Raw genomic sequence first — 26,885 nt, 5'->3', positions numbered from 1 at the left:
TGGGGCCTGAAAGAGATGGGCGGTCGCGAGTTTGAACATAAATGTAACATTGTAAATGATGTTAATTAACCAGAAATTATTGACCTCGCGCATCCTTTTGTACGAAAAATAACCATATTCTAATAATGGTAATGGATGACAGAGGAGGAACCATGATGAGCGTTGACAGACTGTATCGTAACCTTCTGAATAAGCTGATTAATGCCAATATTGATCTCGACGCTTATTTGCAGTTACGCAAAGCGAAAGGCTATATGTCAGTCAGCGAAAATGAGCATCTGCGTGATAACTTGTTCGAACTGTGTGGTGAAATGCGTGAGTACGGGCTGCAGTTGCAGCACGTTCTTGCACCGGAAGAAAAGGACGCTCTCCGTCTTGCAGGTGGAGCCATCGCGTCTGCGGCGGTTTGCCTGATGAGCGGGCATCATGATTGCCCGTCGTATATTGCGGTTAACGTAGAGACGCTAGAACGCTGTCTGGCAGAGCTGACGATGAATATTCATAAACTGAATAAACAGGCGTCAGTGACCCACGTCTGAATTCAGGGGGAGGCGAGCTCCCCCTGCTTAATGTTATGTAAAAATCCCCTCCTGATGTTCCCCGCTGGCTACCCTTAGCGCATTGCCGAAAGTATTGCCGATGAAAGGAGAATGCTATGCGCCAGGTTGCCATTTCGCTGATGCTCGCCACCCTGTTATTTCCTGCCGTGACCCTCGCCGGGAAGGTGCGCGTTGAGGTATTGCAAAATCAGCTTGCCCATCCGTGGGCGCTGGCCTTTCTGCCCGATGACCAGGGAATCCTGATTACCCTGCGTTCGGGCGAACTGAAGCGCTGGCGGCAGGGGGAAGGTCTTTCGGCCGCGATAACCGGCGTCCCGCCGGTCTGGGCCAGCGGCCAGGGAGGATTGCTTGACGTGGCGCTGGCGCCGGATTTCGCCCACTCCCGCCGGGTCTGGCTGAGTTTTGCTGAAGTCGGCGATGACGGCAAAGCCGGTACCGCCGTAGGTTATGGCCGCCTGAGCGACAACCTTCAGCAGCTGGAACATTTTCAGGTAGTCTTCCGCCAACAGCCGAAGCTCTCCACCGGCAACCATTTCGGCGGGCGCCTGGTTTTTGATGGCAAAGGATATTTATTCATTGGCCTGGGCGAAAATAACCAACGTCCCACGGCGCAGGATCTGGATAAACTGCAGGGAAAAGTGGTGCGTCTGACCCAGGACGGCAAAGTGCCTGCCGATAATCCTTTTGTTCATCGCGCGGGGGCGAGGCCGGAGATCTGGTCTTATGGCATCCGCAATCCGCAGGGAATGGCGATGAATCCGTGGACCGATACGCTGTGGCTCAACGAACACGGGCCGCGCGGCGGCGACGAGATCAATATTCCGCAGAAGGGCAAGAACTACGGCTGGCCGCTGGCGACCCATGGCGTCAACTACAGCGGTCTGGCGATTCCCGAAGCGCAGGGCACGGCGGTCGCCGGAACTGAAGCGCCGCTTTTCGTCTGGAAGCGGTCTCCGGCGGTAAGCGGGATGGCTTTCTACGCAGCGCCGACCTTCCCGCAGTGGCAGCACAAGCTGTTTATCGGGGCGCTGAAGGACCAGTCGCTGATTGTTCTGAAGGTGGATGGCGATAAGGTGAGCGAAGAGGCGCGCATTCTGGGCGAGCGCGGCAAGCGGATCCGCGATGTGCGCGTCGGACCCGACGGCTATCTGTATGTGTTAACCGACGAGTCCAACGGCGAACTGCTGAAGGTCAGTCCGGCCGACTAGCATCAGGTGACCGGAATCATCACCACATCGCGCCACGCCTGGCGTTGGTTAAGCTGCTGGTACCAACGCTGCAGGTGCGGGCGCGGCTGCCAGTTGTCAACAATCGTCATCAGGTTATAAACGAACGGTGCCACGGCGATGTCGCCAAGGCCAAAGGCCTCTCCGGATAGCCAGGGAGAGGTTGCCAGCTCATCATCAAGAATCGCCAAAAGCGCTTCACAGGCGGCAATACCGGCGGCGATGGACGCCGGGTCGCGCTTATCCGCCGGCGTTCTGACCAGCCCCATTAATACCGGACGGTGGGCGGGAGACAGCGAACCGTTTGCCCAGTCCATCCATTTATCGCTCTGCGCGCGTTTGCGCGGCGATGTGACCCATAAACGATCCTGGCCATACTCGGCGGCCAGATAGCGAATAATGGCATTCGATTCCCAAAGGACGAGATCACTGGCATCATCTTTCAACAGCGGCACCAGACCATTCGGGTTCATCGCCAGATACTCCGGGTCATGATTTAAGCCAAACTCCAGCCCTGCCATAATATGCTGATAGGGAAGACCCAGCTCCGCCAGCACCCAGCGTACTTTCTTCACATTCGTCGAGTTATTTCTGCCCCATAGCGTAATCATATTGGTTCCTGCCTGTTATTGAGCCGCCGTTGCAGCATGGTGAGCAATCATGTTGGAATAAAGATAATATTTAGGCAATCATGATCAAAAAAATTGCTCTGTTTTCAGCAGGGGGCGAGGTTATTGCGTAAACTTTAAAAACTTTACCAACTCGCTGTTTCTTTAAGGTCATTTGTACGCTTTACTCACCGGCTGCTGTTGCGCCGATAGAGTGCTGCGGCATATTTTGTTTGGAAAGGATACTTGGGTGGCTCTTATGACGCATGACGCTTTTTCCCTTCGCGGCCTCGTGGCAGGCTGCGCTCTTCTCGTTCTTGTGGCACCTGCGGTGCAGGCTGCGGAACAACTCCCCGATGCCCCATCGATCGATGCCCGAGCCTGGATCCTGATGGATTACGCCAGCGGTAAAGTGCTGAGCGAGGGCAACGCCGATGAAAAACTCGACCCGGCAAGTCTGACCAAGATCATGACCAGCTATGTCGTCGGGCAGGCGCTGAAGGCGGGCAAGATTAAGTCCACCGATATGGTCACCGTCGGTCGCGATGCCTGGGCTACCGGTAACCCGGCGCTGCGCGGGTCATCGGTGATGTTCCTTAAACCGGGGATGCAGGTTTCGGTCGAAGACCTGAATAAAGGCGTGATTATCCAGTCCGGCAACGATGCCAGTATCGCGATCGCCGACTACGTGGCGGGGAGCCAGGATGCATTCGTCAGCCTGATGAACGGCTATGCGCAAAAAATGGGGCTGACCAATACCACCTTTATGACCGTGCACGGCCTGGATGCGCCAGGCCAGTTTAGTACCGCGCGTGACATGGCGCTGCTGACCAAAGCGATGATTCATGACGTCCCTGAAGAGTACGCCATTCATAAAGAGAAAGAGTTCACCTTCAATAAGATTCGTCAGCCGAACCGTAACCGCCTGCTGTGGAGCTCAAACCTGAACGCGGATGGCGTCAAAACAGGGACCACCGCCGGCGCTGGCTACAACCTGGTCTCCTCGGCTACCCAGGGAGACATGCGTCTGATTGCCGTGGTGCTCGGTACCAAGACCGACCGTATTCGTTTTAATGAATCCGAAAAGCTGCTGACCTGGGGCTTCCGTTTCTATGAGACCGTGACGCCGATTAAGCCGGATGCCACCTTTATCACCCAGCGCGTCTGGTTTGGCGACAGCAACGAAGCCAAACTCGGGGCCGGCGAAGCCGGTTCGATTACCCTGCCGCGCGGGCAGCTGAAAAACCTGAAAGCCAGCTATACCCTGACGGATACGCAGCTGACGGCGCCGCTTAGCAAAGGACAGGTGGTCGGCACCATCGACTTTAAGCTCAATGATAAAACCATCGAGCAGCGCCCGCTTATCGTCATGGAAGCGGTCAATGAAGGCGGTTTCTTTAGCCGGATGATGGACTTCGTGCTGATGAAACTGCACGGCTGGTTCGGTAGCTGGTTCTCTTAACCGACAGGCCGCGCCCTGCGGGGCGCGGTCAGTAGAGCAGTGAAATCTGCTTTTCTTTCGCCAGCGCAAGCAGATCCTCATCCGGACAGACATCGCTGGCAATCACATCAAAACGCGATAAATCGCCCATCCGCGCCGGTCTGACTTTGCCAAATTTACTGTGATCGACAACCAGCACGTGATAGCGCGCGCTGCTCATCGCCCAGTGTTTAACCGGCAGCTCCTCGAGGTTATAGCAGGTGGCGCCCTGCGCACAGTCGATGCCGGCCGCTGAATAAAAGGCGATGTCCGGGCACAGATGGCTGAGCGTATCCTGCAGACTGAGCGGTTTAAAAATGGCATTGCTGGCATGGAACTCGCCGCCGCAGAGAATGGCCCGACACTGGGGTTTTTCCTGCAGCGCCAGAAAGGTGTTCAGCGAATAGCAGACGCCGGTAAAGGGCAGGGCGTTATCGATCGCGTCAATGATCCAGGGCGTGGTTGTCCCACAGTCGAAAAAAGCCATCTGATGGGCTTCAAGCAGCGCGGCAGCGTGACGAGCGGCACGGCGTTTTTCATCCACCAGACGGGTTTTCTGGTCGCTGAGCAGGTAATGGGTTGCGCTGCGCGGTTCGAGAACGATATAGCCGCCTAACAACACCACCGGGCCATTATGGCCGTTCAGGTCGCGACGAATGGTCATTTCTGATACGCCAAGGAGCGCGGCGGCCTCTTTTAAATGAAGCTTATCGCTGCGCTTGAGCGCCTGAATGAGCTGGCTGATACGTTCATCACGACGTGTTTCCATATTCCCTCTACGCTGAAATCGCCCTGCATTGGCAGGGCGTCAGTGGGCAATTTTACCTGCCGGAAGAGGGTTAGTCACGCACCCAGCCTTTGCGAATCGGCAGGGAAAAGCAAACCCGATACAGCTGCTGCAGGTATTGATACAGCGGTTGACCGCCGGCCTGCCACAGTAATCCGGCGGCCAGGCAGCCGCACATCCCGGTCAGCAGGCCGCCCAGCATATCCAGCGGCCAGTGAACGCCAAGATAGACGCGGGACCAGGCGATCGCCACGGCAGTTGCCAGCAGCGCGATCCCGGACCACAGGCGATGCCAGAACAAGAAAGCCAGCGCAAAGGTAAAGCTGATGGTGCCGTGATTGCTGGGGAAGGAGTTATTCGGCGCGTGATGCAGGAACTGATAGCCGATGCCTGCGGCAAACGGCCGCTCATGGGGGAAGAGCAGGCCAAAAATCCATGACAGACTCAGGCTAATCGCCAGCGCCAGGAGTACTTTAAACACCAGCTGCCGCTGGTTTGGTCCCCAGAGCCACAGCGCCGCGGCCAGCAGAGGCACAATCAGAATCACGTCTTTGGCAATGAATGTTGCCAGTGCGATGACCCATGAGGGCGAGGCAGGGGTGGCGTTGATGAAGGCAAACAGCGCGTCGTTGATATTTTCCAGCATAGATTCAGGCTCTTGGTATCCGATAGCAATCAGCCGCCCACCTTAAAAAACGGTGGCGATAAGGTAAAGCAGTATTGTCTTAATTATCAGCTTGTTAAGAAGCCGTGGCGCGGCATGTGGTGGTGAATATGCCGCAGAGGATGAGTATATCGCCTGTAACCTAATTGAAATATAAACGAAATATAGACAGATTTAATTAAAATGGCGGCGATATCCGCCGGCTGAGGGCGGATTGCGCTATTTTTAATTGTCACTCACAATTCACTATCTCCTCCGCAAGACTTTCATTAAACTTTGCGCGATTTTTGTTTAACTAAGAGATTGCATGCAGAACTATTCGCTTTCAGGCAAACGCCTCGGACGGCAGGCGCTTCTTTTCCCGCTCTGCCTGGTGTTATACGAATTTTCCACTTATATCGGCAACGACATGATCCAGCCGGGAATGCTCTCGGTGGTGGAAGAGTTTCAGGTCGGTAATGAATGGGTACCGACCTCGATGACCGCCTATCTCGCCGGCGGTATGTTTTTGCAGTGGCTGCTGGGGCCGCTGTCGGATCGTATCGGCCGTCGACCGGTGATGCTCACCGGGGTGGTGTGGTTTATCGTCACCTGTCTGGCCACGCTGCTGGCGCAGACGATTGAGCAGTTCACGCTGCTGCGCTTTTTGCAGGGGATTAGTCTGTGCTTCATCGGCGCGGTGGGATATGCCGCCATTCAGGAGTCGTTTGAGGAGGCGATGTGCATCAAAATCACCGCCCTGATGGCGAACGTTGCGCTGATTGCCCCGCTGCTGGGGCCGCTGGTGGGGGCGGCCTGGGTCCACATCCTGCCGTGGGAAATGATGTTCGTGCTGTTTGCCGTGCTGGCCGCTATTGCCTTTGTGGGCCTGCAGCGCGCGATGCCGGAAACCGCGACGCGGATGGGCGAGAAGCTGTCGATGAAAGAGCTGGGCCGCGATTATGGCCTGGTGCTGAAGAATCTGCGCTTCGTCGCCGGCGCGCTGGCGACCGGTTTTGTCAGCCTGCCGCTGCTGGCGTGGATTGCCCAGTCGCCGGTGATTATCATCAGTGGCGAAAAGGCCACCAGCTATGAGTATGGCCTGCTGCAGGTGCCGATTTTCGGCGCGCTGATTGCCGGTAACCTGGTGCTGGCGCGACTGACCTCGCGGCGGACGGTGCGCTCGCTGATTATTCTCGGCGGCTGGCCGATTATGTTCGGGCTGCTGCTCTCTGCGGTGGCGACGGTGGTATCGACCCATGCTTATTTGTGGATGACCGCCGGGCTGAGCGTCTACGCCTTCGGGATTGGTCTGGCGAACGCCGGGTTAGTCCGCCTGACGCTGTTTGCCAGTGACATGAGTAAAGGCACGGTTTCGGCCGCGATGGGGATGCTGCAGATGCTGATATTTACCGTCGGCATAGAGGTCAGTAAGCATGCCTATGAGCTGGGTGGTAGCGGGGTATTCAGCCTGTTTAACTTGCTCAGCGGCGTGATGTGGCTGGCGATGATTGTCTATTTCCTCAAAGACAAGAGCGTCGGCAATTCCAACGACCCGCAGGCTTAGCGGCGAAGCGTTCCGGGTGGGGCACGGCTGCCGCACCCGGACAACGATCAGGCGAACGGCGCTTCGCGATTCAGCACTTTGTCGATGATGTGCAGCACACCTTCTTCATTGTTATGCGGCGCATCGAAGCCGGCGACGGCTTTCACCGGTGCTGCCGCGTTGGCCATCGCAAAGCCAAATCCGGCATGTTGCAGCATTTCAATATCGTTTCCGCTGTCGCCAAAAGCGACGACTTCATGATTATCAATGCCCCAGCGCTGTTGCAAAATACGCAGACCGTTGGCTTTGTGCACGCCGGGAATAATCAGATCGATGCTGCCGTAGCCGGTTGCCACGGCGGTCACCATATCGCCCAACGCCGCGTGTAGCTGCGGCTGGATTTGTGGAATCAGCTGGTCAGGCACGTTGAGGCCGAATTTCAGTATCACGTCATCGATATGGTTGAAGTCATCCACCAACTGCAGGCGATGGTAATATTTCGCGGCGACCGTCTTTAACTCATCGTTATAGCTATTCAGGGTATACGCGCTGCGTTTACCGCAGGCGATAATTTCAATATCGGACAGCGTCTGCAGATAGTCGATGACGGTGTGGAAATGATCTTTTGGCAACTGACAGTTAAAAACGTCATCGCCAGCGCTGACCACCCAGCCGCCGTTTTCAGCAACAAAGGCTATCTCGTGGGCGATGTCCGGGAAAAATGAAATCAGCTGGTAATACTGGTTGCCGCTGGCGACGACAAAGCGAATATTCTGTTCGCGCATACGCTGATACTGGTTCAGGAAACGCGGTCGATTGTAGGTTTTGGCATCGCTTAAAAAGGTGCCATCCATGTCTACCGCAATCAGTTTGATGCTCATTAACTGTTCTCCATGACAGGTTCATTGTGTGGTTTTGCCACCGCTCTGGCGACCAACGCCGCTACCATGACCAGACCCAGCACCACCATCATGGCGCTGCGCAGGCCGAAGTGTTCGCCAAGGAAGCCCAGCAGCGGCGGCCCGACCAGGAAGGCAAGATAGCCGGTTATCGCCACCACGCTGACGCGCTTCGGTGCATCGGGGCCGGTGTCGCTGGCGGCGGAAATGGTCAGCGGGAAACCGAGCGATGCGCCAAGGCCCCACAGCAGTACCGAGACGCCGGCCACCCACGGGTTGTCGACGAAGATGATCAGGCCGATGCCCAGCGCGCCCATAAGGGCGCTGGCGCGTACTACCGTGACCCGGCTGTAGCGATCGATAAACCAGCCGCCGGTAAAGCGACCGATTGTCATCCCGAGGGTGAAGCCGGCGTAAATCAAGGAGCCAGAGGTGGGGCTGAAGCCGTGACCATCCACCATCAGCAGCGGCAGCCAGTCGTTGGCAGACCCTTCAGCAAAGGCCATCGCCAGCACCACGACGCCAATCAGCAACAGCTGAACATCACGCCATACCGGCAGACCTTTTTCTTCATGATGCGCGCTTTCTGCCGCATTTTTTCCGGTCCCGTCCGGGATGGCGCGAATCGCAATGGCGATCGGGGCAATCGCCACCAGCGCAGCCAGCAGAATATGCGGTGCGGCGGGCAGACCAAAACCGGTCACCGCCATCCCCACGCCGGCGCCGAACAGCGTACCGAAGCTGTAAAATCCATGCATCATCGGCAGGACGGTTTTATTCATTTCGCGCTCGACGGCGGCGCCTTCGACGTTAATAGCCACCTCCGCCGAACCGAAGCTGGCGCCGAAAATGGCCAGCCCGATGGCAAACAGGACCGCCGAGGTGAGCCACAGCGCCACGCTGAGCACTATCATGCCGACCACGGCGCACGACATGGTGGTGCGAATCACCTTGCGGGTGCCAAAACGTTTGACCAGCCACGCCGAGCAGAGAATCCCGCTCATCGAACCAATCGACAGGCCAAATAAAACGATGCCCATTTCCGCCGTTGACAGCGTCAGCAGGTCACGGATCGCCGGAGTACGGGTAGCCCATGAGGCCATCAGCAATCCAGGGATAAAGAAGAACATGAAGAGGGCCCAGAGTCGGAGCTGTAAGGCCCGGCGGGAGGTTTGCGCTGTCATCCGTAAACGCCTGTGAATGAGAAGATGGAGACAACAGTAGCAAGACTGTGTACATTTGTACATATTCTTCAGAATGCGTATTCGGACAAGAACCGGGCGCCTGGGAGCGCGACATTGCTGCCGATAGCATGCGCATGACAGCGACTAAGAGGAAAGATATGGCCCGTCGACCGAACGATCCGCAGCGCCGGGAGCGCATTTTACAGGCCACGCTGGATACCATTGCCACCCACGGGATTCACGCGGTCACCCATCGTAAAATTGCCAGCTGCGCGGAGGTTCCGCTAGGCTCGCTGACCTACTATTTCAGCGGTATTGAAGCGTTGATAGAAGAGGCGTTTCGCATTTTTACCCGCGATATGTCCGTACAGTACCAGCAGTTTTTTACCTCGGTCAGCAGCCGTGAAGAGGCCTGCGATGCGATTGCCGAGCTGATCTTCAGCGCCCAGGTGACGACCGCGCGAAATATGGAGTTGATGTATCAGCTGTATGCGTTTTGCAGCAGCCAGCCGGCGCTGAAGGCGGTGATGCAGCACTGGATGCGGCGCAGTCAGCAAACGCTGGAGCAGTGGTTTGAGCCGGCTACGGCTCGCGGGCTGGATGCGTTTATCGAGGGAATGACCCTGCATTTTGTCACCGATAGCGCGCCGCTCTCAAAGCAGGCTATCCGCCTGATGGTCGGACGCCTGGCCGGAGAGGGGGAGTAGCCCGCTAAAGCGCTGCGCGCAGAGATATTGCCCTGCCTGAGGATTATCCGCCGGTCGTGGCGCCGGCCGTCATATTAACCACCGTTGCCGTCATGGCGTCGGCACGATCGGATGCCAGAAAGGTGATGACATCGGCCACCTGCGTCAGCGTCGGCAAGCGTTTGAGCATAGTGCTGTGTGCTGCGCCGCCAACCCACTGTTCGACCGTTAATCCCATCGCCTGCGCTTTTGCAGCAAAGACTTCCGCAGTGTAAGAGCCGGCCTCCACCGCGCCGGTAATGGCGTGCGAGCGTACTCCGAGGACGCGGATATTCTTCGGCCCCAGTTCGCTGGCGAGCGCTTTGATAAAAGCTTCGCTACCCGCACAGCCGACGATATGGCCCAGGTGGCCCGGCATGGCCATTGTTGCCGCCGGAGCAACGACGGTGATAATGGCGCCCGGGCGAGCGCCGCCCATATAGGGGGTAACGGCTTTCGCCAGGTTGAACTGGGCCGCCAGGAACGGGGTGATGCCCTGCATAAACTCGGCGAGGGATAGCGTCGTGATTTCCTTGCCCTGATTATGGACGAAGCCGGTGGCATTGACGACGATGTCGAGCCCGTCGCTCTGCTGCGTCAGCTGCGCTATCCGATCGGCGGTCGATCGTTCGTCGAGGAGATCAACGATAAAGGTTTCGGCCCTGCCGCCCGCCGCCCGAATTTCGCCCGCCACCCGATCCAGCTTCTGCCGATCACGCGCGCCGAGGTAGACTCGCGCCCCCTCGCGCGCCATAGCATGCGCCACGGCGGAGCCTATCGCACCGCTGCCGCCGAAGATGGCGGCAACTTTATCTTTTACCAGCATCGCCTTTCCCTCTCACCGGACTGAACTCGTCAAAGTATGCGCAATAACCGGGAGGATGCCAATGCGACGGAGAATGCCGTTACCGCCGGGGCCTGCGAGCGTCCCTCTCCGCCAGCTCCTGATAGATGGCGTAAATACCTGTCGGTGCGAAGTTGCCCTGGACGCAATGAATCGCTTTTTGTTGTTCAAGCAAAATAAAGCGCCTGACTTTATTGGTGTAGTGAATCATTAACCAGAATCCCGACATCAGCCATAGCAGCATAAATTCAATAATAAAAATGAATGAGTAAGTGATCATTATTTCTTTATTGAAGTTTTTTATTGATTCTTCTAAATACTCCTTGCCTTCGGCTGTTGTCAGCAAGCGGCAAAGATCATGACGGTATTCGCGGTCCAGGACGCTGGCGGTATTTTTCGGCGGGGCTGTATTGGCTTGACAGTCGTTTGCTGAGACGGTCCATCGAGGTGCCGCCAGCACCGTGGCCTCCGTTGCGGTTGTTTTAGAAACATAAAAGCGATCGCCTGACTTTTTCCAAATCAACAGTGCCGTGTCTGGCGGGGCGGTAATCGTTTGTATAAGCGGTGGGACAAAATACCACAAAGACCATCCAAAAATAGCTGAGAACAAGAGGGTGATTAATTTCTCGGGCCTGCCTGTCGAGGGCAGTTTTTTCAATGGGATGGAGATGGCAAAGAAGTTCAAAATGAAGGGGGGCACCCCTGCATTCTTTAACACGATGCTGTGGCCTTTTTTATATTTGAATATCCCATTGACTGCTTTTCGCACTGGCTGGAACAGAAAGGCGAGAACGGTCAGGGCAGCGACAGTCGTGCTCAGCGGTGCGCCGGAGAACTCAGAAACAAACATCGTAAAGTCAGAGGGGAAAGCGGGCATCAACATCTCCTGTGGTAAACATTCCTTATTGGTATGATTTGACCTGTGGGGCAAGCGGGAGGAGTCGCGAACGGATCGCCCTGTTCCTGGCTGATGACGCGTGCAACTCTGGCGCTTCACCCGGCGTACCAGTGTACATCACCTGGTGGTTAAGGGGAGGGCAACGCATTCGTGAGGCCCGGCACAGCAGAAATGGTGGGGTGAGGAGCACGGTCCCGGGAGGATGCCCGGCTGATGTGGCGGTGGTCGCCGTGCTATCGCCAATGGCAGCACCCGGCGGTTGTCACTGAATAATTTTAAAGATGATAAAACTCAGGCAACAAAAAACCCATTTATGTAAACGGGTTAATTAAAACAACGAGTTGCATAATAATCAATAAGTTAGTTTAGTGGTGAGAAGTGACGACTACGGGGCATTGCCAACCGCTGCCGCCACTTTGTCGCCATTTGGCAGCGTAGCCAACGGGTTGAAGCGCAGGGCAGTTTCAAGATGATCTGGTGCCAGATGAGCATAGCGCATAGTCATTTTAATGTCGTGATGACCTAGGATTTTCTGCAAGGCGAGGATGTTTCCACCTGACATCATAAAATGAGCAGCGAATGTGTGGCGCAGAACGTGGGTAAGCTGCCCGCGTGGCAGCACGATAGAGGTCTTATCCATAACAGATAAAAACTGGAAATAGCCGTCGGTAAAGAACCTGAAGCCGTCAAGGGCAATGATTTCCTCATACAGCTCTTTGCTGATCGGAATGCTACGGTTCTTTTTGCCTTTGGTCCTGACGAAAGTGATTCGATATTTTGTGACTTGAGAGCGGGTGAGATTCACTGCTTCGCGCCAGCGTGCTCCGGTGCTCAGACAGATTTTAACGACCAGTGCGAGCAGAGGACTTTGGCGGTTGCAGTCGTACAAAAGCTCAGTTATTTGTTCATGCGTCAGCCAGGCCATCTCCTTTTCTGCGATGGTGAATTTGCGCATGTTTTCCAGCGGGTTCGGCGCTGTCCATTCACCTAGTCGGGCCAGTTCGCTAAAAACGCCGCTAAGATAGCTTTGCTCAAGGTTGATAGTTACCGGGCTGGCACCTTTTTTCCACTTGTCGCTAAAGTAAATTTCACCCGTTAGGCGTTTATCACGGTAATGCGCGAACAATTTGGAACTGAGATCTGTAGCGAGAGGATTTCCGAGGGCATCGACCATCAAGAGTAGCTTGTCGTAAACATGCTCGCCAGCGGTAAGGGATTTGCCGTGCAGTTTGAACCAGAGTTCAACGATGTCTTTCAACGTCCGACGGTCTACCGATTCACCTAGCCAGGGTTTCGCCTCCGTCTCATCCATAGTGTGGCGTTCAAAAGCCAATGCTTCACCTTTGGTGGCGAACTGTTTACGCACACGCCGCCCGCTGCGCCCTGCGGGGTAGCATTCGCATATCCATTTACCTGTGTCGAGTTTTCGTACTGCCATAAAAAAGCCCTCATGTTTGAGGGCTAAATTTAACTGTATGTTTGAACAGTGGTCAATGTATGAATTTCATAAATTCAAACATCATCTACTTAAGTTCTTAAGGCCTTTGATAAGCGGTCACCTATTGCTCGTTTCCAAACTTTATTATGAACGATACGCTCATATTCAAGGTCACCATTAATGATCTCTGCTTTAGTTAATTGAGATAATATTTCCCAATCTTTTTTGAAAATGTAAGTTGCGTTATCAAGAAAAATGCTTTCAAGTACGTATATACTTTTACTTTCAAAACCAAAGATAAAATATCCGTTGAATCCCGCATGACCAGTAGCAATGAAATCAGGTTTGTAGACATTGATTAACTTGAGTCTGGATTCAATGACCTCTCTATCGCTATCTGATGCTGAAGTTTTTTGGGTGTTAGAAGCTATTATTTTCGAAATTTCGTCCCATGGATATTTCCCTTTAGGTAATACAGTCCATAACACTTTTTTGAATTTTGTTGTTATTAATGGTTCTTTTTCTGTATCTAAAATTTCTATCTCATCGAAACATTCGAGCATTAAGTTTATAATGTGGATGTTTAACTCTGAATTTTCTTCGGACAAATTTAGTAAAGGTGAAGTTATGTATGTCCCATTTTTTGTTTTAGCAACAGAGATCATTATAGCAGGAGCTGGAATATGTTCTCTTGCTATCCGCATAGCTGTTCGTGTGCGCATCCCATAATGAGGATTTCTATGCCAGTCGTATGTAGTGCTTGTATATGAAACGCTGTATTGTTCTTTTGGCAAATCAGGTCGTAGGATTTCCTTTCCATTAGCATTGAAACTAGTAAACTTACCAATAACACTTGGTATTATCGATAGGCCTTCTTCTGGCGAAATGCCAAAACCAATTTCAACTAGCTTTTCAGGTCCTAAATCATCTAATTTGATACCTAATGTTATATTTTCTTGACCACCACAACATTTCAAAAAACGATCTAATGTTCTAATGGAATTAGCTTTAAATTTCATTACAAACTCTCCTTAGCTAAGCAACGATCAGTTCATCTTCGGGGATTTTATCAGTAAGGATTTTTTCAGTTATGGCTAGTGACTCACGATACTCTTTAGCCTCTGCAAACATCGTCCAATGCGCATCAATACTCATTTCTTGAATCGTAGATTTGATGTCTTTTATACCAACATTGAAGAACTCTTTGCGTGAGTTAACTTTGTTCACTTGCTTATCGTTAAACACTTTGTGAAGATAATTTTCGAGTGATGGTGCATCATCACTGTAGATCATTGCATGCACATCGAATGAAAAAGGTACGCTGGCATCACCAAGTTCACGAACGCGATCAAGGGGTTCAAGTCTGCGCGTCATCCCAATCTTATAAACGTTTTCCCCAAACGAGCCAATGTTACTGATCACATATACGTGACCTGAGCGAGTTTGCTGTGCCATCGAAATAGCCCGTTGGTTTTTGGATTCAGCTTCTTCATATTTAACTTGCAGCTCAGCCAGTCTCTGTTCGAGGGATATACGTTGTTCTTCGCCTGCGAGCATCAGTTCTTTAGTTGCTTTATCAATGGCCAGCTGAATGGTTTTTTCTTCTTTTTCAGCTTCTTTTATCGCTTTTTCGTACTCGCGACGCGCTTTTTCTTCTTCACGCAACTGCTCTTTGATTCGTCTTTGCTCTTCTCTTTCTTCGAGCATAATTTCATTTACAGCTACTCCCCATTTAAGCTCGTTGAGACGGGCCTGTAAGAAGATATCAGTGATCTTGGCTGACCTAAAGGCAGAACCGTTATAATTCACAAGCTCAAAAGCATCTTTTATTTCTTGGGATAATTTACCGTAGTTATTATGTTTTATTTTTGAAAGGGTGCTATCGACCTTTCCATTAAAAGCATCTAGTACAAATTTTATTGCGGTGTTTCGTCTGTTCGGTTCGACGTACTCACAACTTGCCGCTTTGCTTGTTTTGATAAGAGACTTGGTTAATTCTCTAGCTTTTTGCAGTTCTTTCCCTGCATCTGTAAATTCATAATTATCTGCCAATTCGTCCAAAACGCTTCGATTTGGAACTATCCATTCATCACCATACCCTTCAATTTTATTTTTCATTGAGTTGGCTACAGCTTGGTAGGTTTCTGCAAACTCTTTCGCTTCGTATGCGGACCCGGCAATTTCTTTTGCACGTGTCTCAGCATCTTCGATTATTTTCATCGCATTATCATTTGCATTTGAGATTAGCTCATCTGCCCTACTATTGGCGTTGTCCAATCGTTCCTTGGCTTTTAAACGAGAATCGCGAGCGTCTTTAGTTATTACAACTGCTTCGTTGTTAGCATTACTTATTGTGAGTCGGGCTTGATTATTTGCTTCTAAAACGATGCTGGAGGCTTTAAGTTGCGCTTCATTCACTGTGCTTTTAGCAATCGAGTCTGCTGTTTTTATCGTCTTTTCTGCATCCAGAACCGCACTATGCAGTTCTTCATATCGCCACAATGGAGCAGCTCTCCCCTCCAGATCTGAGTGCTCTCGTATAGCATTCGCTAAATGTTCTTGGCTTTCACTCAATTCATTCGACAGAGTTACATTGCGGTCACTAAGTGCCTTGATCTCGATCTTATATTGTTTGCTCTTCTTGAGCAAAATGACAGCCAAAATGGGGGAGAGTATGGCTAAAAGCAAAACTACAACAAGAAACAAATCCATTTTTAAATCCTTTTACTGAATCAATGTGAAACTGTTGTGCTTCTTATACATGCAATAACTTCTATATCTGAAAAAGCACACTCAAAACTATTTTCTGCAGTAGATATTTTAATCATGCCTTTCGGCAGCCTTGTAATCAGTCTAACGGAATAGGTTCCATCAATATTGATCAACCAGAACCCATCTAACACTTCAGTGAATTTTTGATCACAGATATATGTGGTACGACCATCACGAACAACAATCGGAGATGAAAGATTGGTGGGGAGAAATGATGCGTCAAAAACGCAAGAACCATCTTCAACCATTTTGCCAGCAGTGAAAGTAAACTGTGCCAGTTCTTCGGTAGTCGCTGTTTTCGAGCTTTGCTTTAGACCCTGCCCAGTGGTTAACCAATTGAGAGATACACCAGTTTCGAGGGCGCATTGGATTATCCAATCAGCAGGGAACGTGTCACGCATATACCTGTTAGCCAAAGTGCTTTTCGAGACGTCTAGGTGATCTGCTAATGCTTGCCGTGTTGAAAAACCATACGCCTCTACCAATCGTTCAATCGCAGCTTTGCCACCCTGATTGGGATTTATTTTGATCTCATTTGGGTACTTTGATGTTGACATATCTCTTATGCGATCCTAGTATCAGTTCTGTTCCCATTTGGGGACTTGTCACGATTACAAACGGCTCACCACAAGCCAATAGGAGATGTTGCATCATGACCCCTAATATTTCAATCACTCTGAACACACCGCACGTCACAATTGAACGCTATAGCGAGCTTACTGGGCTACCTGTTGACACCATTAACGACATGCTTGCAGATGGTCGGTTGCCTCGTCACCGCCTGCGCAAAGATAAGAAGCGTGAAAAGGTAATGATTAACATTGTTGCTTTAACAGTTGATGCACTTTCAGATTGCAACGTGACTATCAATTAGTTCCATTTTGAGACTTCACGGAGCAACTGACTATGTTTGACTATCGCATATCAAAACATCCCCATTTCAATGAGGCCTGCCGTGCTTTCGCGCTGCGCCATAATATGGCGAAGCTGGCTGAACGTGCAGGCATGAACGTTCAAACCCTGCGTAATAAGCTCAATCCGGAGCAACCTCACCAGCTCACAGCGCCAGATATTTGGTTGCTGACCGATCTCACCGAAGACTCAACGCTGGTTGATGGTTTTCTGGCGCAGATCCATTGCCTGCCATGTGTACCAACCAATGAAGTCGCGCGGGAGAAAATGCCGCAGTACGTACTGAAAGCCACCGCTGAGATCGGCCGTGTTGCTGCGAGTGCGGTTTCAGGTGTTCAGTTAAATGCGACCACCCGCCGCCAGGTTGTTGAAAGCGTCAACTCCGTTACTCGTCTGATGGCTTTAACTGCTATTTCACTGCAGGCGCGTTTACAGGCCAACCCTGCAATGGCAAGTGTTGTCGATACCATGACGGGCCTTGGCTCCTCGTTCGGTCTGAGCTGAGGTGTTTATGCTGAACAATGAACCCTCGTTTGCGTCTCTTCTAATTAAGCAAAGCCCGGCAATGCACTGCGGCCACGGCTGGATCATGGGGAAAGATGGTAAGCGCTGGCATCCGTGCCGCTCGCAGGATGCACTTTTGGCCGACCTGTCTACTATCCAACAGGGGAAACCATGGCTATTGAAGGTCCTGCAGCGACTGTTCCACTGAGTCCCGGTCAGCGCCTGAATGGGCTGAACCACATAGCGGAGCTGAGAGCAAAAGTGTTTGGTCTGAATATTGAGCGGGAGCTGGAACGGTTTATTAATGAGATGCGCGATCCCCGCGACATTAACCACAAACAGAATGAGAGGGCACTGGCCGCCATATTCTTCATGGCAAAAATTCCGGCAGAACGTCACAGCGTCAATATTAATGAGCTGACCACTGACGAAACGCGGGAGTTGATTAAAGCAATGAATCATTTTCGTGCAGTGGTGAGCTTATTTCCCAAACGGCTAACCATGCCGAATTAACCCAAAACAGAAATTAATGGCGTAAACCCGCCGGGCATTCTTTTGCCCAAATTCAGGAGAATTGATTATGCGAAATAGTGAAACCCGTTCTACCAAAACCGGACCGAATGATGCCGGTTTGTTCCAGCTGTTTAACGAGACTCGCCTGGATGAGCGTAAAAGCTGCGCCTTTGCCGTTTCCATCCGCATGGAGGCACTGGCGATCCACATCCTGAAAGAGGGGATGAACGGAGTGGAGGCAGCAGAACTGCTGCGCCGTGAAGTCGCTCGTTATGAAGCTGAATCACGCGGAGACTGGCACTGATGGCGGACTCCATGGATCTCGTACAGCAGCGCGTCGAAGAAAACCTTCAACGCCATATTCATAACGCCCGCACCAGAAAGCCAGGCATTGCCCGCGTTCTTTGCATCGACTGTGACGCGCCAATTCCAACTGCTCGCAGACAAGCTATCCCTGGCGTGCAGTGCTGCGTGACTTGCCAGGAAATCGCTGAGCTAAAAGGGACGCACTACACCCGAGGCGCGCTGTGAGCTTCGGAGCCTGTCAGTGATGCCTGAATTAACAAACGACAAAGGGGGCCCTGCTGAGGCCGCCGGGGTTTTCCCATGGAACGCCCCGAAAAAAGCAGTAAACCCCTATCTGGACCCGGCGGAAGTTGCGCCGGTGTCTGCGCTTTCAAACCTGATCACTCTCTACACTGCGGACAACGAGCAGGAACAGCTGCGCCGCGAGGCCCTGAGTGATCAGGTCTGGGAACGCTATTTCTTCAATGAATCCCGTGATCCTGTCCAGCGTGAACTGGAACAGGACCAGCTTATCAGCCGCGCCAAAATGGCCCGTGAGCAGCAGTGTTTTAACCCCGATCTGGTCATTCTGGCAAACGTCAGCGCCGAGCCTGCTCACGTCAGCAAACCTCTGCTGGAGAGAATTAAATTCTTCCAGGGGCTGGGAAGGACGAAGGCTTATTCCCGCTATCTGCGTGAAACCATCAGGCCGTGCCTTGAGCGACTGGATCGCGTGCGTGAAAGTCAGGTGTCTGCCTCTTTTCGGTTTATGGCGAGCCATGAAGGGCTGGAGGGGCTGCTGCTTCTGCCTGAAATGAGCCAGAACCAGGTTAAACGTCTATCTACACTGGTTGCGGCACATATGAGCATGTGTCTCGATGCCGCCTGCAGCGATCTGTTTGTGAATGATGACGTCAAGCCTGAGCAAATCCGACAGTCATGGGAAAAAGTAGCAGCAGAGGCTATGCGTCTTGATGTCATTCCGCCTGCCTTTGAACAGCTGCGCCGCAAGAAACGCCGCCGCAAGCCTGTACCCTATGACCTTATTCCGGGTTCGCTGGCGCGGATGCTGTGTGCAGACTGGTGGTATCGCAAACTGTGGCAGATGCGCTGCGAGTGGCGGGAGGAACAGCTGCGTGCTGTTTGCCTGGTCAACAAGAAAGCGTCCCCGTATGTCAGCTATGAAGCTGTGATCCACAAACGCGAGCAGCGCCGTAAATCGCTCGAGTTTTTCCAGTCGCACGAGCTGGTCAATGCCGACGGCGACACACTGGACATGGAAGACGTGGTGAATGCAAGCAGCAGCAACCCTGCGCACCGTCGTAATGAAATGATGGCCTGTGTGAAAGGACTGGAGCTGATCGCAGAAATGCGCGGCGACTGCGCCGTGTTCTATACCATCACCTGCCCGTCACGCTTCCACGCCACGCTCAACAACGGCAGACCCAATCTGAAGTGGACCAGCGAAACGGTCCGGCAGAGCAGTGATTATCTTGTCGATACATTCGCCGCATTCCGCAAAGCCATGCACAAAGCCGGGCTGCGCTGGTATGGCGTGCGCGTTGCCGAGCCGCACCACGACGGCACCGTACATTGGCACTTGCTGTGCTTCATGCGCAAAAAAGACCGTCGCACCCTCACTGCGCTGCTGCGTAAATTTGCCATTCGTGAAGATCGCGCCGAGCTAGGCAACAATACCGGCCCGCGCTTCAAATCTGAGCTTATCAATCAGCGTAAAGGCACTCCGACCAGCTACATCGCCAAATACATCAGCAAGAACATCGACGGGCGCGGCCTGGCGAAAGAGATCAGCAAAGAAACTGGCAAATCACTGCGCGATAGCGCTGAGCACGTTAGTGCTTGGGCATCACTTCACCGTGTTCAGCAGTTCCGTTTCTTTGGTATTCCAGGGCGTCAGGCATACCGCGAGTTGCGTCTTCTGGCCGGGCAGGCCGCGAGAGCGCAGGGTAACAAAAAAGCCGGTGCGCCGGTGCTGGAAAATCCGCAACTCGATGCCGTGCTAGCCGCCGCTGATGTGGGCTGTTTTGCCACCTACATCATGAAGCAGGGCGGCGTATTAGTTCCCCGCAAAAATCACCTTATCAGAACGGCCTACGAGCTTAACGACGAGCCTGGCACCTACGGCGATCGCGGAATCCGCATCTATGGCATTTGGTCCCCGCTCGTTGAGGGCCGGATCTGCACGCACGCGATGAAGTGGAAAATGGTTCGTAAGGCCGTTGATGTTCAGGAGGCGATAGCCGACCAGGGCGTTCGCGCCCCTTGGACTCGTGGCAATAACTGTCCCCCTGTGGAAAAAATGAACTACTTTGAGTCGGGTTTACCAAGTGAAGAACAGCCGGAACCGCTGCCGGACTTCAATAGCATGAGCAGAAAAGAGCTACGGGAGCTAAATGCGAGGCTGCGACAGGTAAGACCGAAGCGGCGGAAGGGTTACAAACAGGAAATTAACGATCAGCTGCGCCTGCAGCTTGAATATGAGTTGAAGTCCAGAGGGTTTGACGGCAACGAGCAGGAGATTGATTTACTGCTACGTGGCGGAAGTATCCCATCGGGAGCCGGTCTACGTCTTTTCTACCGAAACCAGCGTCTTCAGGAAGATGATAAATGGCGACAGTGGTACTGAGATGGTAAGGAATCAAGGCTATTTGTTAATCAAAGGGTTAGCTGACTAAAAAAATATTTCAGCTTTAAATACACATGATGTACTGTATATATAAACAGTAATATTGGGAGGGGATTGTGAACGATTTGTTCATGGAGTCACTTGCACTGCAGCGGATAGAACTTATGGCCCGGCTGGTTGCCAGCTCAGATTGTAGCGATGACGATAAGGAGGTTGCCATTTCGTGGTTGTCAGAACTGACAAGCGAACTGGTGAACAGGTTAAATCAGTACGGGGTAGGCCAGGATGAATGTAAGCATTAATCGTTTTGTTCTCTGTGAAATTCCCTCCCACAGAGCACACTTGAGCTTGAGAAGAGAGTGCATGTCTATGGTGCATGGATTCGCATGATCCAAAAAGGATCGCAAGGGGCCAGAGCCGTCAATGCTGGCGGGCTTTCTGGCCTATCATGCACCTGCATGAAAACTACTCCACAAAGCGGGCAGGCGTGGCGGGGATACGAGCGCGCGTTGAGTACATTCATTGCATCAACTAATCCAATGGATTACAATGTTGATTTAGTGGAGGGCATGTATGAAAGAGAATCTGACGAATGAAATGGCATCGGCTCATATTAAACAATTGAGAGCCAAAACCGGTTTAACTCAAGAGGAATTTTGTGAAACTTTTGCTCTTAACCTCAACACCTATCGTCATTGGGAGAGAGGGGACAGGAAACCAACTGGTTCATCATTAGTTTTGCTGAAGTTAATTGAGGAATCTTTTCACGAAGTGCTTTCAATTATGAATAAAATTAAAGGGGATGGACCAATAATGTCAGATGGTAAAACACTTATACTTCGATCACTTGAGCAAGAAAGATTTTTGACGTTTGATCGTTTTGTAAAAGAAAGCTCTTTCGTTTCTAACGACGCCATTTGTGCTCTTATTAAAGCTAATGGTTTCCCTTTCGTTAGTTTTTTAAATGATAAAGAGAAAGTTGTCTTTTCTGCAGGTTATGAAACTGAAGATATGAAGAATGTTTTTTGGTTCAATAATAACGATAATATGTATGGTGGGTCTCTTAAAAGTGTTATTGAAAAAACCTATAGTGCAATATATGCGATAGAAGTTGATTTGCAAGATGCTGTTTATTGGACACCAGAAATGAGAAATACAAGAATAGTCGATATTATCGATAAAACAGGAATTGATGGCGACTTTTTCAACAATATTGTAAGGAATTGGTAGTATGCGTGGAAAACTAATCAGCTTTGAAGGGATTGATGGCAGTGGGAAAGGTACTCAATCGAAGCTGCTTCTGAATAAACTAAACGCAAGTGGTGTAACGGCAAAACTTTTCAGTTTTCCTTGCTACGAGAATACTTTCTTTGGAAAAGAGATAGGAGCATTTCTTAGAGGAGAATTTGGAGGGATTAATGATGTGCATCCTAAGCTTGCATCAATTTTATATGCGATGGATCGCTTTGAGAAAAGGCAAGAAATTGTAGGTTTATTAACCCAAGGGGTTACGGTAATTTGTGACCGTTATGTTGATTCTAATATTGCACATCAATCTTCTAAATTGCCAGTTTCTGAACAGAAGGAATTTATTGATTGGATTAGTGATCTAGAATATAACTTTAATAAAATGCCAATTCCTGATTTGACATTCTTCTTAAATGTTCCTTTGGACATTTCAAAGGAAATGGTACTTAAAAAGAAAAAAAGAAGTTACACTGACTCGGATGAAGACATACATGAAAGAGCATATGGTTATCTAGATAGCGTGTTGCTAGCATATAATAAAATTGATTTTGGTACGCGCTGGAATTTAATAGAGTGCTGCACTGGTAATAAGCTAATGGAGCCTGAAATTATTAGTGACATAATATATAAAATTACCATTAAAGGACTTTAATTATGCATGAATTATTGAGGAAAAAACATTCTAGAACTAAATTTATTATAGTTTTTGTTTTAGTGGTGTTGTTAATACTATTAGCGAGATATTTTGCTCTACCGTTTTTTTACCCAACACAATCAGCTGATCTTGGTGGTTTTTTTGCTACCATTTCTAATGGACTGCTATCATCCTTAACTGTAACTTTCTTGATTGGTTTATTTATGTTCTGGATTCAGCCTGAAGCTGAAAGCAATGCCAAAATAGAAATTGCCTATCCTAAAGAACTACCTGAACTTTTCAATGTTGCATTCCTTAGATCGGAAATTTGGTATTATAAAGGTGGGTGTGGTAGGTATTTTCGAACAGCTACGCTACCAAATATGGCGAAGCAGGCGAGAGCGAAGTCCCAATCAAAAGAGATATTGGTTGTTATCCTTGATCCAGGTAATATTGATTTATGTGAAAAACATGCCATATACCGAAGTGGTACCGCATCTCAAAAAGTTGAAAGTAGACCTTGGACAACTCAGGAGGTGAGAGCTGAATTATTCGCTACAATTATTGCAACACTTATTACTCAAGCTAAAGAGCCGTCATTAAGAATAAAATTATCATTATGCCCCCATTATTCTTCTTTTAGAATAGATTTATCAGATGATTATGCCATTATTACAAAGGAAGACCGCGATTCCCCCGCTATTGTATGCCATAAGGGAACTCATTTTTATAAATCTTATAAAGATGAAGTAATTTTGTCACTGAACCAATCACGTAGCGTACGTATGGTAGATAAAGTTGACTTCACTTTGGAAAATATTGATGGTGAAAAGGTTAAGTCTTTGTTAATTGATGCTGATTTAGATGATAGCAATCTCACGCATGATTTTTATGAAAAGGTGGCTAAATTATGTAAAGAGGCGAAAAATCCATATGCATGATTATATAAATGAGATATATCAAAAAGTAATCAATAAACAATCTATAGATGTTCGGCGTTTTTTTGCTCATTTGGTTGATAATTTTGAGAGTTTTGAACCTACATGGCATGCTTTAGGATTTATTCATTGCCGCATAGCTCAGAATGATCAGGGAACTTTACGGCTGCATATTTGGTTCGGAAATAACTCACATGCAGCTGAACAGCTAGAAAAAATTCATGATCATAAATTCTCTCTGAACAGCTATGTTTTACACGGGGCGATATGTAACGAAGTTTTTGAACTTATAGATGCATCATCTAGGCAGTATGAATACCAAGCCTATGCAGTTAAATATCTGAATAATGGTTCGAAATTAATCCCGTTAGATACCTATTATAATGTTGGTAATGTGTCTACTGATATAGTGAGAGCTGGTTGTTATTATACGGTTGACTCCAAGGAATTTCATCGTTCAACACTTGTAAGTAGCCAGATGGCGATATCATTGGTAGCGACATTTGAGCATAAAAACAAAGATCCTTTGACTTTAGTCTCTAGCGGAAATAATGATCTTAAAATAAGAGATACGGTTCCATTTGATAAGGGTGAATGGGTGAGAATACTAAGGTCTTATATGTCTAAATTATAGCTTTAGCTGCCAGATAGTATTTATCTGGCAGCAGGATTAATTTAACTCGTATTGTCCAAAACGAATGATTTCCTCCTCAGCCCATGGGTTTAATGCGCAAAATTTCTTCTGCAGAGGAATTAGTTCATTTTTGACAAAAACATTAGCTGCTTTCTCCACATCCCCAAACCCCCCAACATTGCTCGGCATAATCCCCATCATCTGGGGTGGTACGCGGTGCGCGGCCATCATGTCATCCCGGCTCACATTCTTGATATTAAGAAACTCATCCTTTGCAGCGACCTCTGACAGCGGGATGATCTGAATCCCGTCTTTCTTGCCGTTCGGCGAGTACATAAACAGGTTGCGGAAATTGCCGGGCCCTTTGGCGCTTTTCATTGCCTGGCGGATATTGTTCACGTCCTCCTGGTTTTGCGCCGCGTCGGTCATGTACATGATGAATCCGGCGTGACTGCCGTTGATGTAATACTTACGGCGAAACAGAGTAGCGGACTCATTAAGCAGCGCCGAGGGGATGGCGGACAGGTATTCCGGCAGGCCGTAAATCTCCTGGTTCAGATCCGGTTCCATCAGGTGAAAGATGCTGCCTTTGGTGAACTCATACGGCTGTGTGGTCATGCCGTATTGCACAAACCAGTAAGTGTCGAGGTCGATCCCGCGTCGTGTGTATTTCGCCAGCGATGGCTCCAGCGACAGAATACCGCCCAGCCGGTTAGTCCTTTTCTCCAGATAAGCGTTACCAAATACCAGATAGTCCTGCACAAAGCGGCTGAATGCCTGCTGACTTAGCAACGGGTGCGGGATAAACGTGCTGGTCAGGATGTTGCGCTTAACGGAAATCGGTGAGCTGTGATGTACCGCGGCGCGGTACGTGCGTGCCAGCCCGTCAAAACTCACTGGCGGCTCATACCATCTGTCCATCTGCACGCACTCCACATAATCCAGCAGTTCGCGGCGGTCCAGTACAGGAATGGGATCGCCAAAGCTGAACGCCTGGGTAGAGGCGGTATTATTGGGTTGTACGTCAGGGGGCATTGCATCCTGTGCGGTATTCTCAGTCATTAAAAAATCTCCACGATGTTGCTTGTATTGGCGGCTTCGCCCAGCAGTGGTTCGTTAAATAGTGCGTGCATCGTTGCCCAGGCCAGATCGGCGTGGCTGGCTTCTTCGCTGCGGCTGGCTTCATAGGTAGGGCGGTTGCCGCTGGCGGTGGTGGCACGGCGGATAGCCATAAATGACTGCGCAATGTCGGTGTGCCCGGCGTCAAACTCCAGGCGGCGGTGGCTGATAATGTCGTATGCCTTCAGCACCAGGGCGTTTTTGACGTTGGGGTTGTAGACAAACTCCCGGACGGCAGGAAAAAAGGCTTTCACGTTTTCGTAAACGCCATGACCGACGCCGGTAGAGTCAATGCCGATGTAAGACACGTTGTACTGCTGGGTAAGCTTGCGGATAGCCTCCGCCTGAGCGCGGAAGTCCATTCCGCGCCACTGGTGGCGCTCAAGGATGCGAAACTTACCGCCGGGCACCATTGGCGGCGCAATGACGACACACCCGGCGCTGTCACCATTCTGCGTGCCTTTTGCCGGGTCATATCCGATCCAGACCTCACGCCAGCCAAACGGACGCAGGGCCAGCGCCTGAAAATCTTCCCAGACCTCCCAGCTGTCCACCATGCAGGCCTGCAGCTCGGACAGCGGGAACACGGACGCGAGATCATCAAGAAATTCGCACATCAGCAGGTTCTGGTATTCGTCCGGGCTGTATTCCAGTCGCAGCTGGTCCAGGTCGAACAGGTTACAGCCGCCGCGCACGGCATCCTCTACTGTCACGATCTGCCGGAACTGACCATCAGCACACAGCTGGCCCGCAGCCAGCGTGGAGTGGGTCAGATCGATATCGACACGGTCCGATTTTGAGCGACCACGGTTATACAGGGCGCCAGACCAGAAGGGATAAGCGCTGTGCGTCAGGCTGGACGGCGTAGAAAAATAGGTCTGCCGCCATCTTTTGTGCAGTGCCATGCCAGAGGCGACTTTGCGTAGCTCCTGGAATTTCGGTATCCAGAAATATTCATCAAGATACAGGTTGCCGTGGTAGCTCTGCGCGGTGCGGGCGTTGGTCCCCAGAAAATACAGCGTGGCGCCGTTCGGAAGCACCATCGGATCACCTCTGAGTTCAACATCGACCTCTTTGGCAAACTCAATGATGTACTGCTTAAACATGTGTGCCTGAGCTTTACTTGCTGACAGGAAAATTTGGTTGCGGCCAGTCACCAGCGCATCGATCAGTGCCTCACGCGCAAAGTAATACGTTGCCCCGATTTGGCGGGACTTCAGCACGTTGCGGATACGATGCTTTATTCCTGCTTCCCACCAGTGGCGCTGATATTCGAACATGCCAGCGCGGAAAATCTCCTCCAGCTTTTCGATCTGTTCGCCGCTGAACAGGTTTTTTTCAGGTGGTTTGCGGGGGCCGCGGTTGCGGTTTTCCACGTTCGGGTTTAAGTCGGCCTCGTTGCCGCCATTGTTAAATTTCCCGATGCGGGCGTGGCGCTCGGACTGGCGCGCCAGCAGGTCTATTTCTTTAAAGTCTTTCCCTTCCTTGTGCTCCTTCATTATGAGCTGGCAATAGCGGGCGGCAGTGGTGAGCTGCATCTGATCGAGTGGGCCATATTCGCCCCACTTGTCGCGCTTTTTCCAGCTGTGAACGGTTGCGGCTTTCTCGCCCAGCATTTCAGCAATGCGGGCTATGCGGTATCCCTGAAAATACAGCAGTAGTGCCTGCCGACGGGGATCGAGGTCTGCGGGGGTCATCGTTTCCATGGGACAAACATACGGGCTTGCCATGAGCCTTTCCCCGGCTGGCTTTTGTGTGGTTTACCGCACAAGGTCCGCGCGTTGTTTCCCCCCCTCCATCACAGCAACCATAAGGCCTCACAGAGTTATTTGATGGAGTCG

The 26,885-nt window shown here is 50.9% G+C and carries 29 protein-coding genes; 16 read left to right on the top strand and 13 right to left on the bottom strand.

The features are described from left to right. The first annotated feature begins 155 nt into the window (after positions 1-155). Positions 156-539 carry a biofilm formation regulator BssR gene (gene bssR, locus GRPL_RS04070; RefSeq protein WP_032688759.1) on the top strand — a complete coding sequence of 128 codons (384 nt, stop codon included), beginning with the start codon at positions 156-158 and terminating at the stop codon, positions 537-539. Between the two features lie 140 nt (positions 540-679). Beyond that, entirely contained in the window at positions 680-1,768 is a 1,089-nt protein-coding gene (locus GRPL_RS04075) for a PQQ-dependent sugar dehydrogenase (protein ID WP_375339043.1), read from the top strand. A gap of 2 nt (positions 1,769-1,770) precedes the next feature. Here GRPL_RS04075 and GRPL_RS04080 read toward each other — a convergent pair whose 3' ends face one another. Continuing rightward, positions 1,771-2,397, bottom strand: coding sequence for a glutathione S-transferase family protein (locus tag GRPL_RS04080; protein WP_032697669.1), 627 nt, complete (start codon positions 2,395-2,397; stop codon positions 1,771-1,773). Positions 2,398-2,653: 256 nt separating this feature from the next. Here GRPL_RS04080 and dacC point away from each other — a divergent pair, with 256 nt between their 5' ends. Then, positions 2,654-3,856 carry a serine-type D-Ala-D-Ala carboxypeptidase gene (gene dacC / locus GRPL_RS04085; protein WP_015584824.1) on the top strand — a complete coding sequence of 401 codons (1,203 nt, stop codon included), beginning with the start codon at positions 2,654-2,656 and terminating at the stop codon, positions 3,854-3,856. Positions 3,857-3,884: 28 nt separating this feature from the next. Here the strand turns inward: dacC and deoR are convergent, their stop codons facing one another. Beyond that, entirely contained in the window at positions 3,885-4,643 is a 759-nt protein-coding gene (gene deoR / locus GRPL_RS04090) for a DNA-binding transcriptional repressor DeoR (protein ID WP_032688678.1), read from the bottom strand. A 70-nt stretch (positions 4,644-4,713) separates the two neighbouring features. Then, positions 4,714-5,307: an undecaprenyl-diphosphate phosphatase gene (gene ybjG, locus GRPL_RS04095; protein WP_032700499.1), complete on the bottom strand. Its 594-nt coding sequence runs from the start codon at positions 5,305-5,307 to the stop codon at positions 4,714-4,716. Positions 5,308-5,632: 325 nt separating this feature from the next. Between ybjG and GRPL_RS04100 the strand changes: the two genes are divergently transcribed. Continuing rightward, a complete protein-coding gene (locus tag GRPL_RS04100) occupies positions 5,633-6,871 on the top strand; it encodes an MFS transporter (RefSeq protein ID WP_032697667.1) in 1,239 nt (412 codons plus the stop codon). A gap of 47 nt (positions 6,872-6,918) precedes the next feature. Here GRPL_RS04100 and GRPL_RS04105 read toward each other — a convergent pair whose 3' ends face one another. After that, a complete protein-coding gene (locus GRPL_RS04105; RefSeq protein WP_032700498.1) occupies positions 6,919-7,731 on the bottom strand; it encodes a Cof-type HAD-IIB family hydrolase in 813 nt (270 codons plus the stop codon). Next, complete coding sequence (locus GRPL_RS04110; RefSeq protein ID WP_032688673.1) at positions 7,731-8,933, bottom strand: MFS transporter; 1,203 nt, start codon at positions 8,931-8,933, stop codon at positions 7,731-7,733. The genes GRPL_RS04105 and GRPL_RS04110 overlap by 1 nt, the downstream gene beginning before the upstream one ends. A 158-nt stretch (positions 8,934-9,091) precedes the next feature. Between GRPL_RS04110 and GRPL_RS04115 the strand changes: the two genes are divergently transcribed. Continuing rightward, the gene (locus GRPL_RS04115) at positions 9,092-9,640 is read left to right on the top strand and encodes a TetR/AcrR family transcriptional regulator (protein ID WP_032697664.1); all 549 of its coding nucleotides are present in this window, start codon (positions 9,092-9,094) and stop codon (positions 9,638-9,640) included. Between the two features lie 43 nt (positions 9,641-9,683). On the opposite strand, the gene GRPL_RS04120 is transcribed toward GRPL_RS04115, so the two are convergent. The 6 genes from GRPL_RS04120 to GRPL_RS27220 all read right to left on the bottom strand — a co-directional run bounded on the left by GRPL_RS04120 (position 9,684) and on the right by GRPL_RS27220 (position 16,167). Continuing rightward, positions 9,684-10,484 (bottom strand): SDR family NAD(P)-dependent oxidoreductase, encoded by an 801-nt coding sequence (locus GRPL_RS04120; RefSeq protein WP_032700497.1) that lies wholly within the window; start codon positions 10,482-10,484, stop codon positions 9,684-9,686. Between the two features lie 79 nt (positions 10,485-10,563). Continuing rightward, entirely contained in the window at positions 10,564-11,379 is an 816-nt protein-coding gene (locus GRPL_RS04125) for a DUF6216 family protein (RefSeq protein ID WP_032700496.1), read from the bottom strand. A gap of 406 nt (positions 11,380-11,785) precedes the next feature. After that, a complete protein-coding gene (locus GRPL_RS04130) occupies positions 11,786-12,838 on the bottom strand; it encodes a phage integrase (protein ID WP_032700495.1) in 1,053 nt (350 codons plus the stop codon). A gap of 89 nt (positions 12,839-12,927) precedes the next feature. After that, on the bottom strand, positions 12,928-13,857 hold the full coding sequence (locus tag GRPL_RS27910; protein ID WP_139103873.1) for a hypothetical protein: 930 nt from the start codon (positions 13,855-13,857) through the stop codon (positions 12,928-12,930). 16 nt (positions 13,858-13,873) lie between these two features. Continuing rightward, positions 13,874-15,550, bottom strand: a complete 1,677-nt coding sequence (locus GRPL_RS04135) for an SNIPE associated domain-containing protein (RefSeq protein WP_032700494.1) — start codon at positions 15,548-15,550, stop codon at positions 13,874-13,876. A 20-nt stretch (positions 15,551-15,570) separates the two neighbouring features. Then, complete coding sequence (locus GRPL_RS27220; RefSeq protein WP_072010702.1) at positions 15,571-16,167, bottom strand: phage repressor protein CI; 597 nt, start codon at positions 16,165-16,167, stop codon at positions 15,571-15,573. A 95-nt stretch (positions 16,168-16,262) separates the two neighbouring features. On the opposite strand from GRPL_RS27220, the gene GRPL_RS27215 reads away from it, so the two are divergent. The 11 genes from GRPL_RS27215 to GRPL_RS27905 all read left to right on the top strand — a co-directional run bounded on the left by GRPL_RS27215 (position 16,263) and on the right by GRPL_RS27905 (position 23,925). Then, positions 16,263-16,484: a MerR family transcriptional regulator gene (locus tag GRPL_RS27215; protein WP_012016743.1), complete on the top strand. Its 222-nt coding sequence runs from the start codon at positions 16,263-16,265 to the stop codon at positions 16,482-16,484. A 32-nt stretch (positions 16,485-16,516) separates the two neighbouring features. Next, positions 16,517-17,026: a phage regulatory CII family protein gene (locus GRPL_RS04140; RefSeq protein ID WP_032700493.1), complete on the top strand. Its 510-nt coding sequence runs from the start codon at positions 16,517-16,519 to the stop codon at positions 17,024-17,026. A gap of 7 nt (positions 17,027-17,033) precedes the next feature. Further along, on the top strand, positions 17,034-17,234 hold the full coding sequence (locus tag GRPL_RS27210) for a phage filamentation protein Fil family protein (RefSeq protein WP_065799428.1): 201 nt from the start codon (positions 17,034-17,036) through the stop codon (positions 17,232-17,234). Beyond that, positions 17,198-17,539 (top strand): DUF5347 domain-containing protein, encoded by a 342-nt coding sequence (locus tag GRPL_RS0126045; protein ID WP_032700492.1) that lies wholly within the window; start codon positions 17,198-17,200, stop codon positions 17,537-17,539. The genes GRPL_RS27210 and GRPL_RS0126045 overlap by 37 nt, the downstream gene beginning before the upstream one ends. A 67-nt stretch (positions 17,540-17,606) precedes the next feature. Then, positions 17,607-17,843 carry a DUF2732 family protein gene (locus GRPL_RS04145; protein WP_032700491.1) on the top strand — a complete coding sequence of 79 codons (237 nt, stop codon included), beginning with the start codon at positions 17,607-17,609 and terminating at the stop codon, positions 17,841-17,843. Further along, complete coding sequence (locus tag GRPL_RS04150) at positions 17,843-18,070, top strand: TraR/DksA family transcriptional regulator (protein WP_032700490.1); 228 nt, start codon at positions 17,843-17,845, stop codon at positions 18,068-18,070. The genes GRPL_RS04145 and GRPL_RS04150 overlap by 1 nt, the downstream gene beginning before the upstream one ends. A 19-nt stretch (positions 18,071-18,089) precedes the next feature. Further along, on the top strand, positions 18,090-20,471 hold the full coding sequence (locus GRPL_RS04155) for a replication endonuclease (protein ID WP_032700489.1): 2,382 nt from the start codon (positions 18,090-18,092) through the stop codon (positions 20,469-20,471). 573 nt (positions 20,472-21,044) lie between these two features. Beyond that, on the top strand, positions 21,045-21,701 hold the full coding sequence (locus GRPL_RS26315; RefSeq protein WP_050500333.1) for a helix-turn-helix domain-containing protein: 657 nt from the start codon (positions 21,045-21,047) through the stop codon (positions 21,699-21,701). 1 nt (position 21,702) lies between these two features. Further along, a complete protein-coding gene (locus tag GRPL_RS04160; RefSeq protein WP_032700488.1) occupies positions 21,703-22,371 on the top strand; it encodes a dTMP kinase in 669 nt (222 codons plus the stop codon). Positions 22,372-22,373: 2 nt separating this feature from the next. Then, entirely contained in the window at positions 22,374-23,294 is a 921-nt protein-coding gene (locus GRPL_RS04165) for a hypothetical protein (protein WP_032700487.1), read from the top strand. Next, positions 23,287-23,925: a hypothetical protein gene (locus tag GRPL_RS27905; protein WP_152632033.1), complete on the top strand. Its 639-nt coding sequence runs from the start codon at positions 23,287-23,289 to the stop codon at positions 23,923-23,925. Before GRPL_RS04165 ends, GRPL_RS27905 begins: the two co-directional genes overlap by 8 nt. 36 nt (positions 23,926-23,961) lie before the next feature. On the opposite strand, the gene GRPL_RS04170 is transcribed toward GRPL_RS27905, so the two are convergent. Both GRPL_RS04170 and GRPL_RS04175 read right to left on the bottom strand, forming a co-directional pair. Then, on the bottom strand, positions 23,962-24,987 hold the full coding sequence (locus GRPL_RS04170) for a phage portal protein (protein WP_032700486.1): 1,026 nt from the start codon (positions 24,985-24,987) through the stop codon (positions 23,962-23,964). Next, positions 24,987-26,750 (bottom strand): terminase ATPase subunit family protein, encoded by a 1,764-nt coding sequence (locus GRPL_RS04175; RefSeq protein WP_032700485.1) that lies wholly within the window; start codon positions 26,748-26,750, stop codon positions 24,987-24,989. The genes GRPL_RS04170 and GRPL_RS04175 overlap by 1 nt, the downstream gene beginning before the upstream one ends. Between the last annotated feature and the right edge of the window lie 135 nt (positions 26,751-26,885).

It is taken from the genome of Klebsiella planticola ATCC 33531 (assembly GCF_000735435.1).
GTDB classification, from domain to species: domain Bacteria; phylum Pseudomonadota; class Gammaproteobacteria; order Enterobacterales; family Enterobacteriaceae; genus Klebsiella; species Klebsiella planticola.
This window is presented reverse-complemented; position numbering and strand designations above follow the sequence as displayed.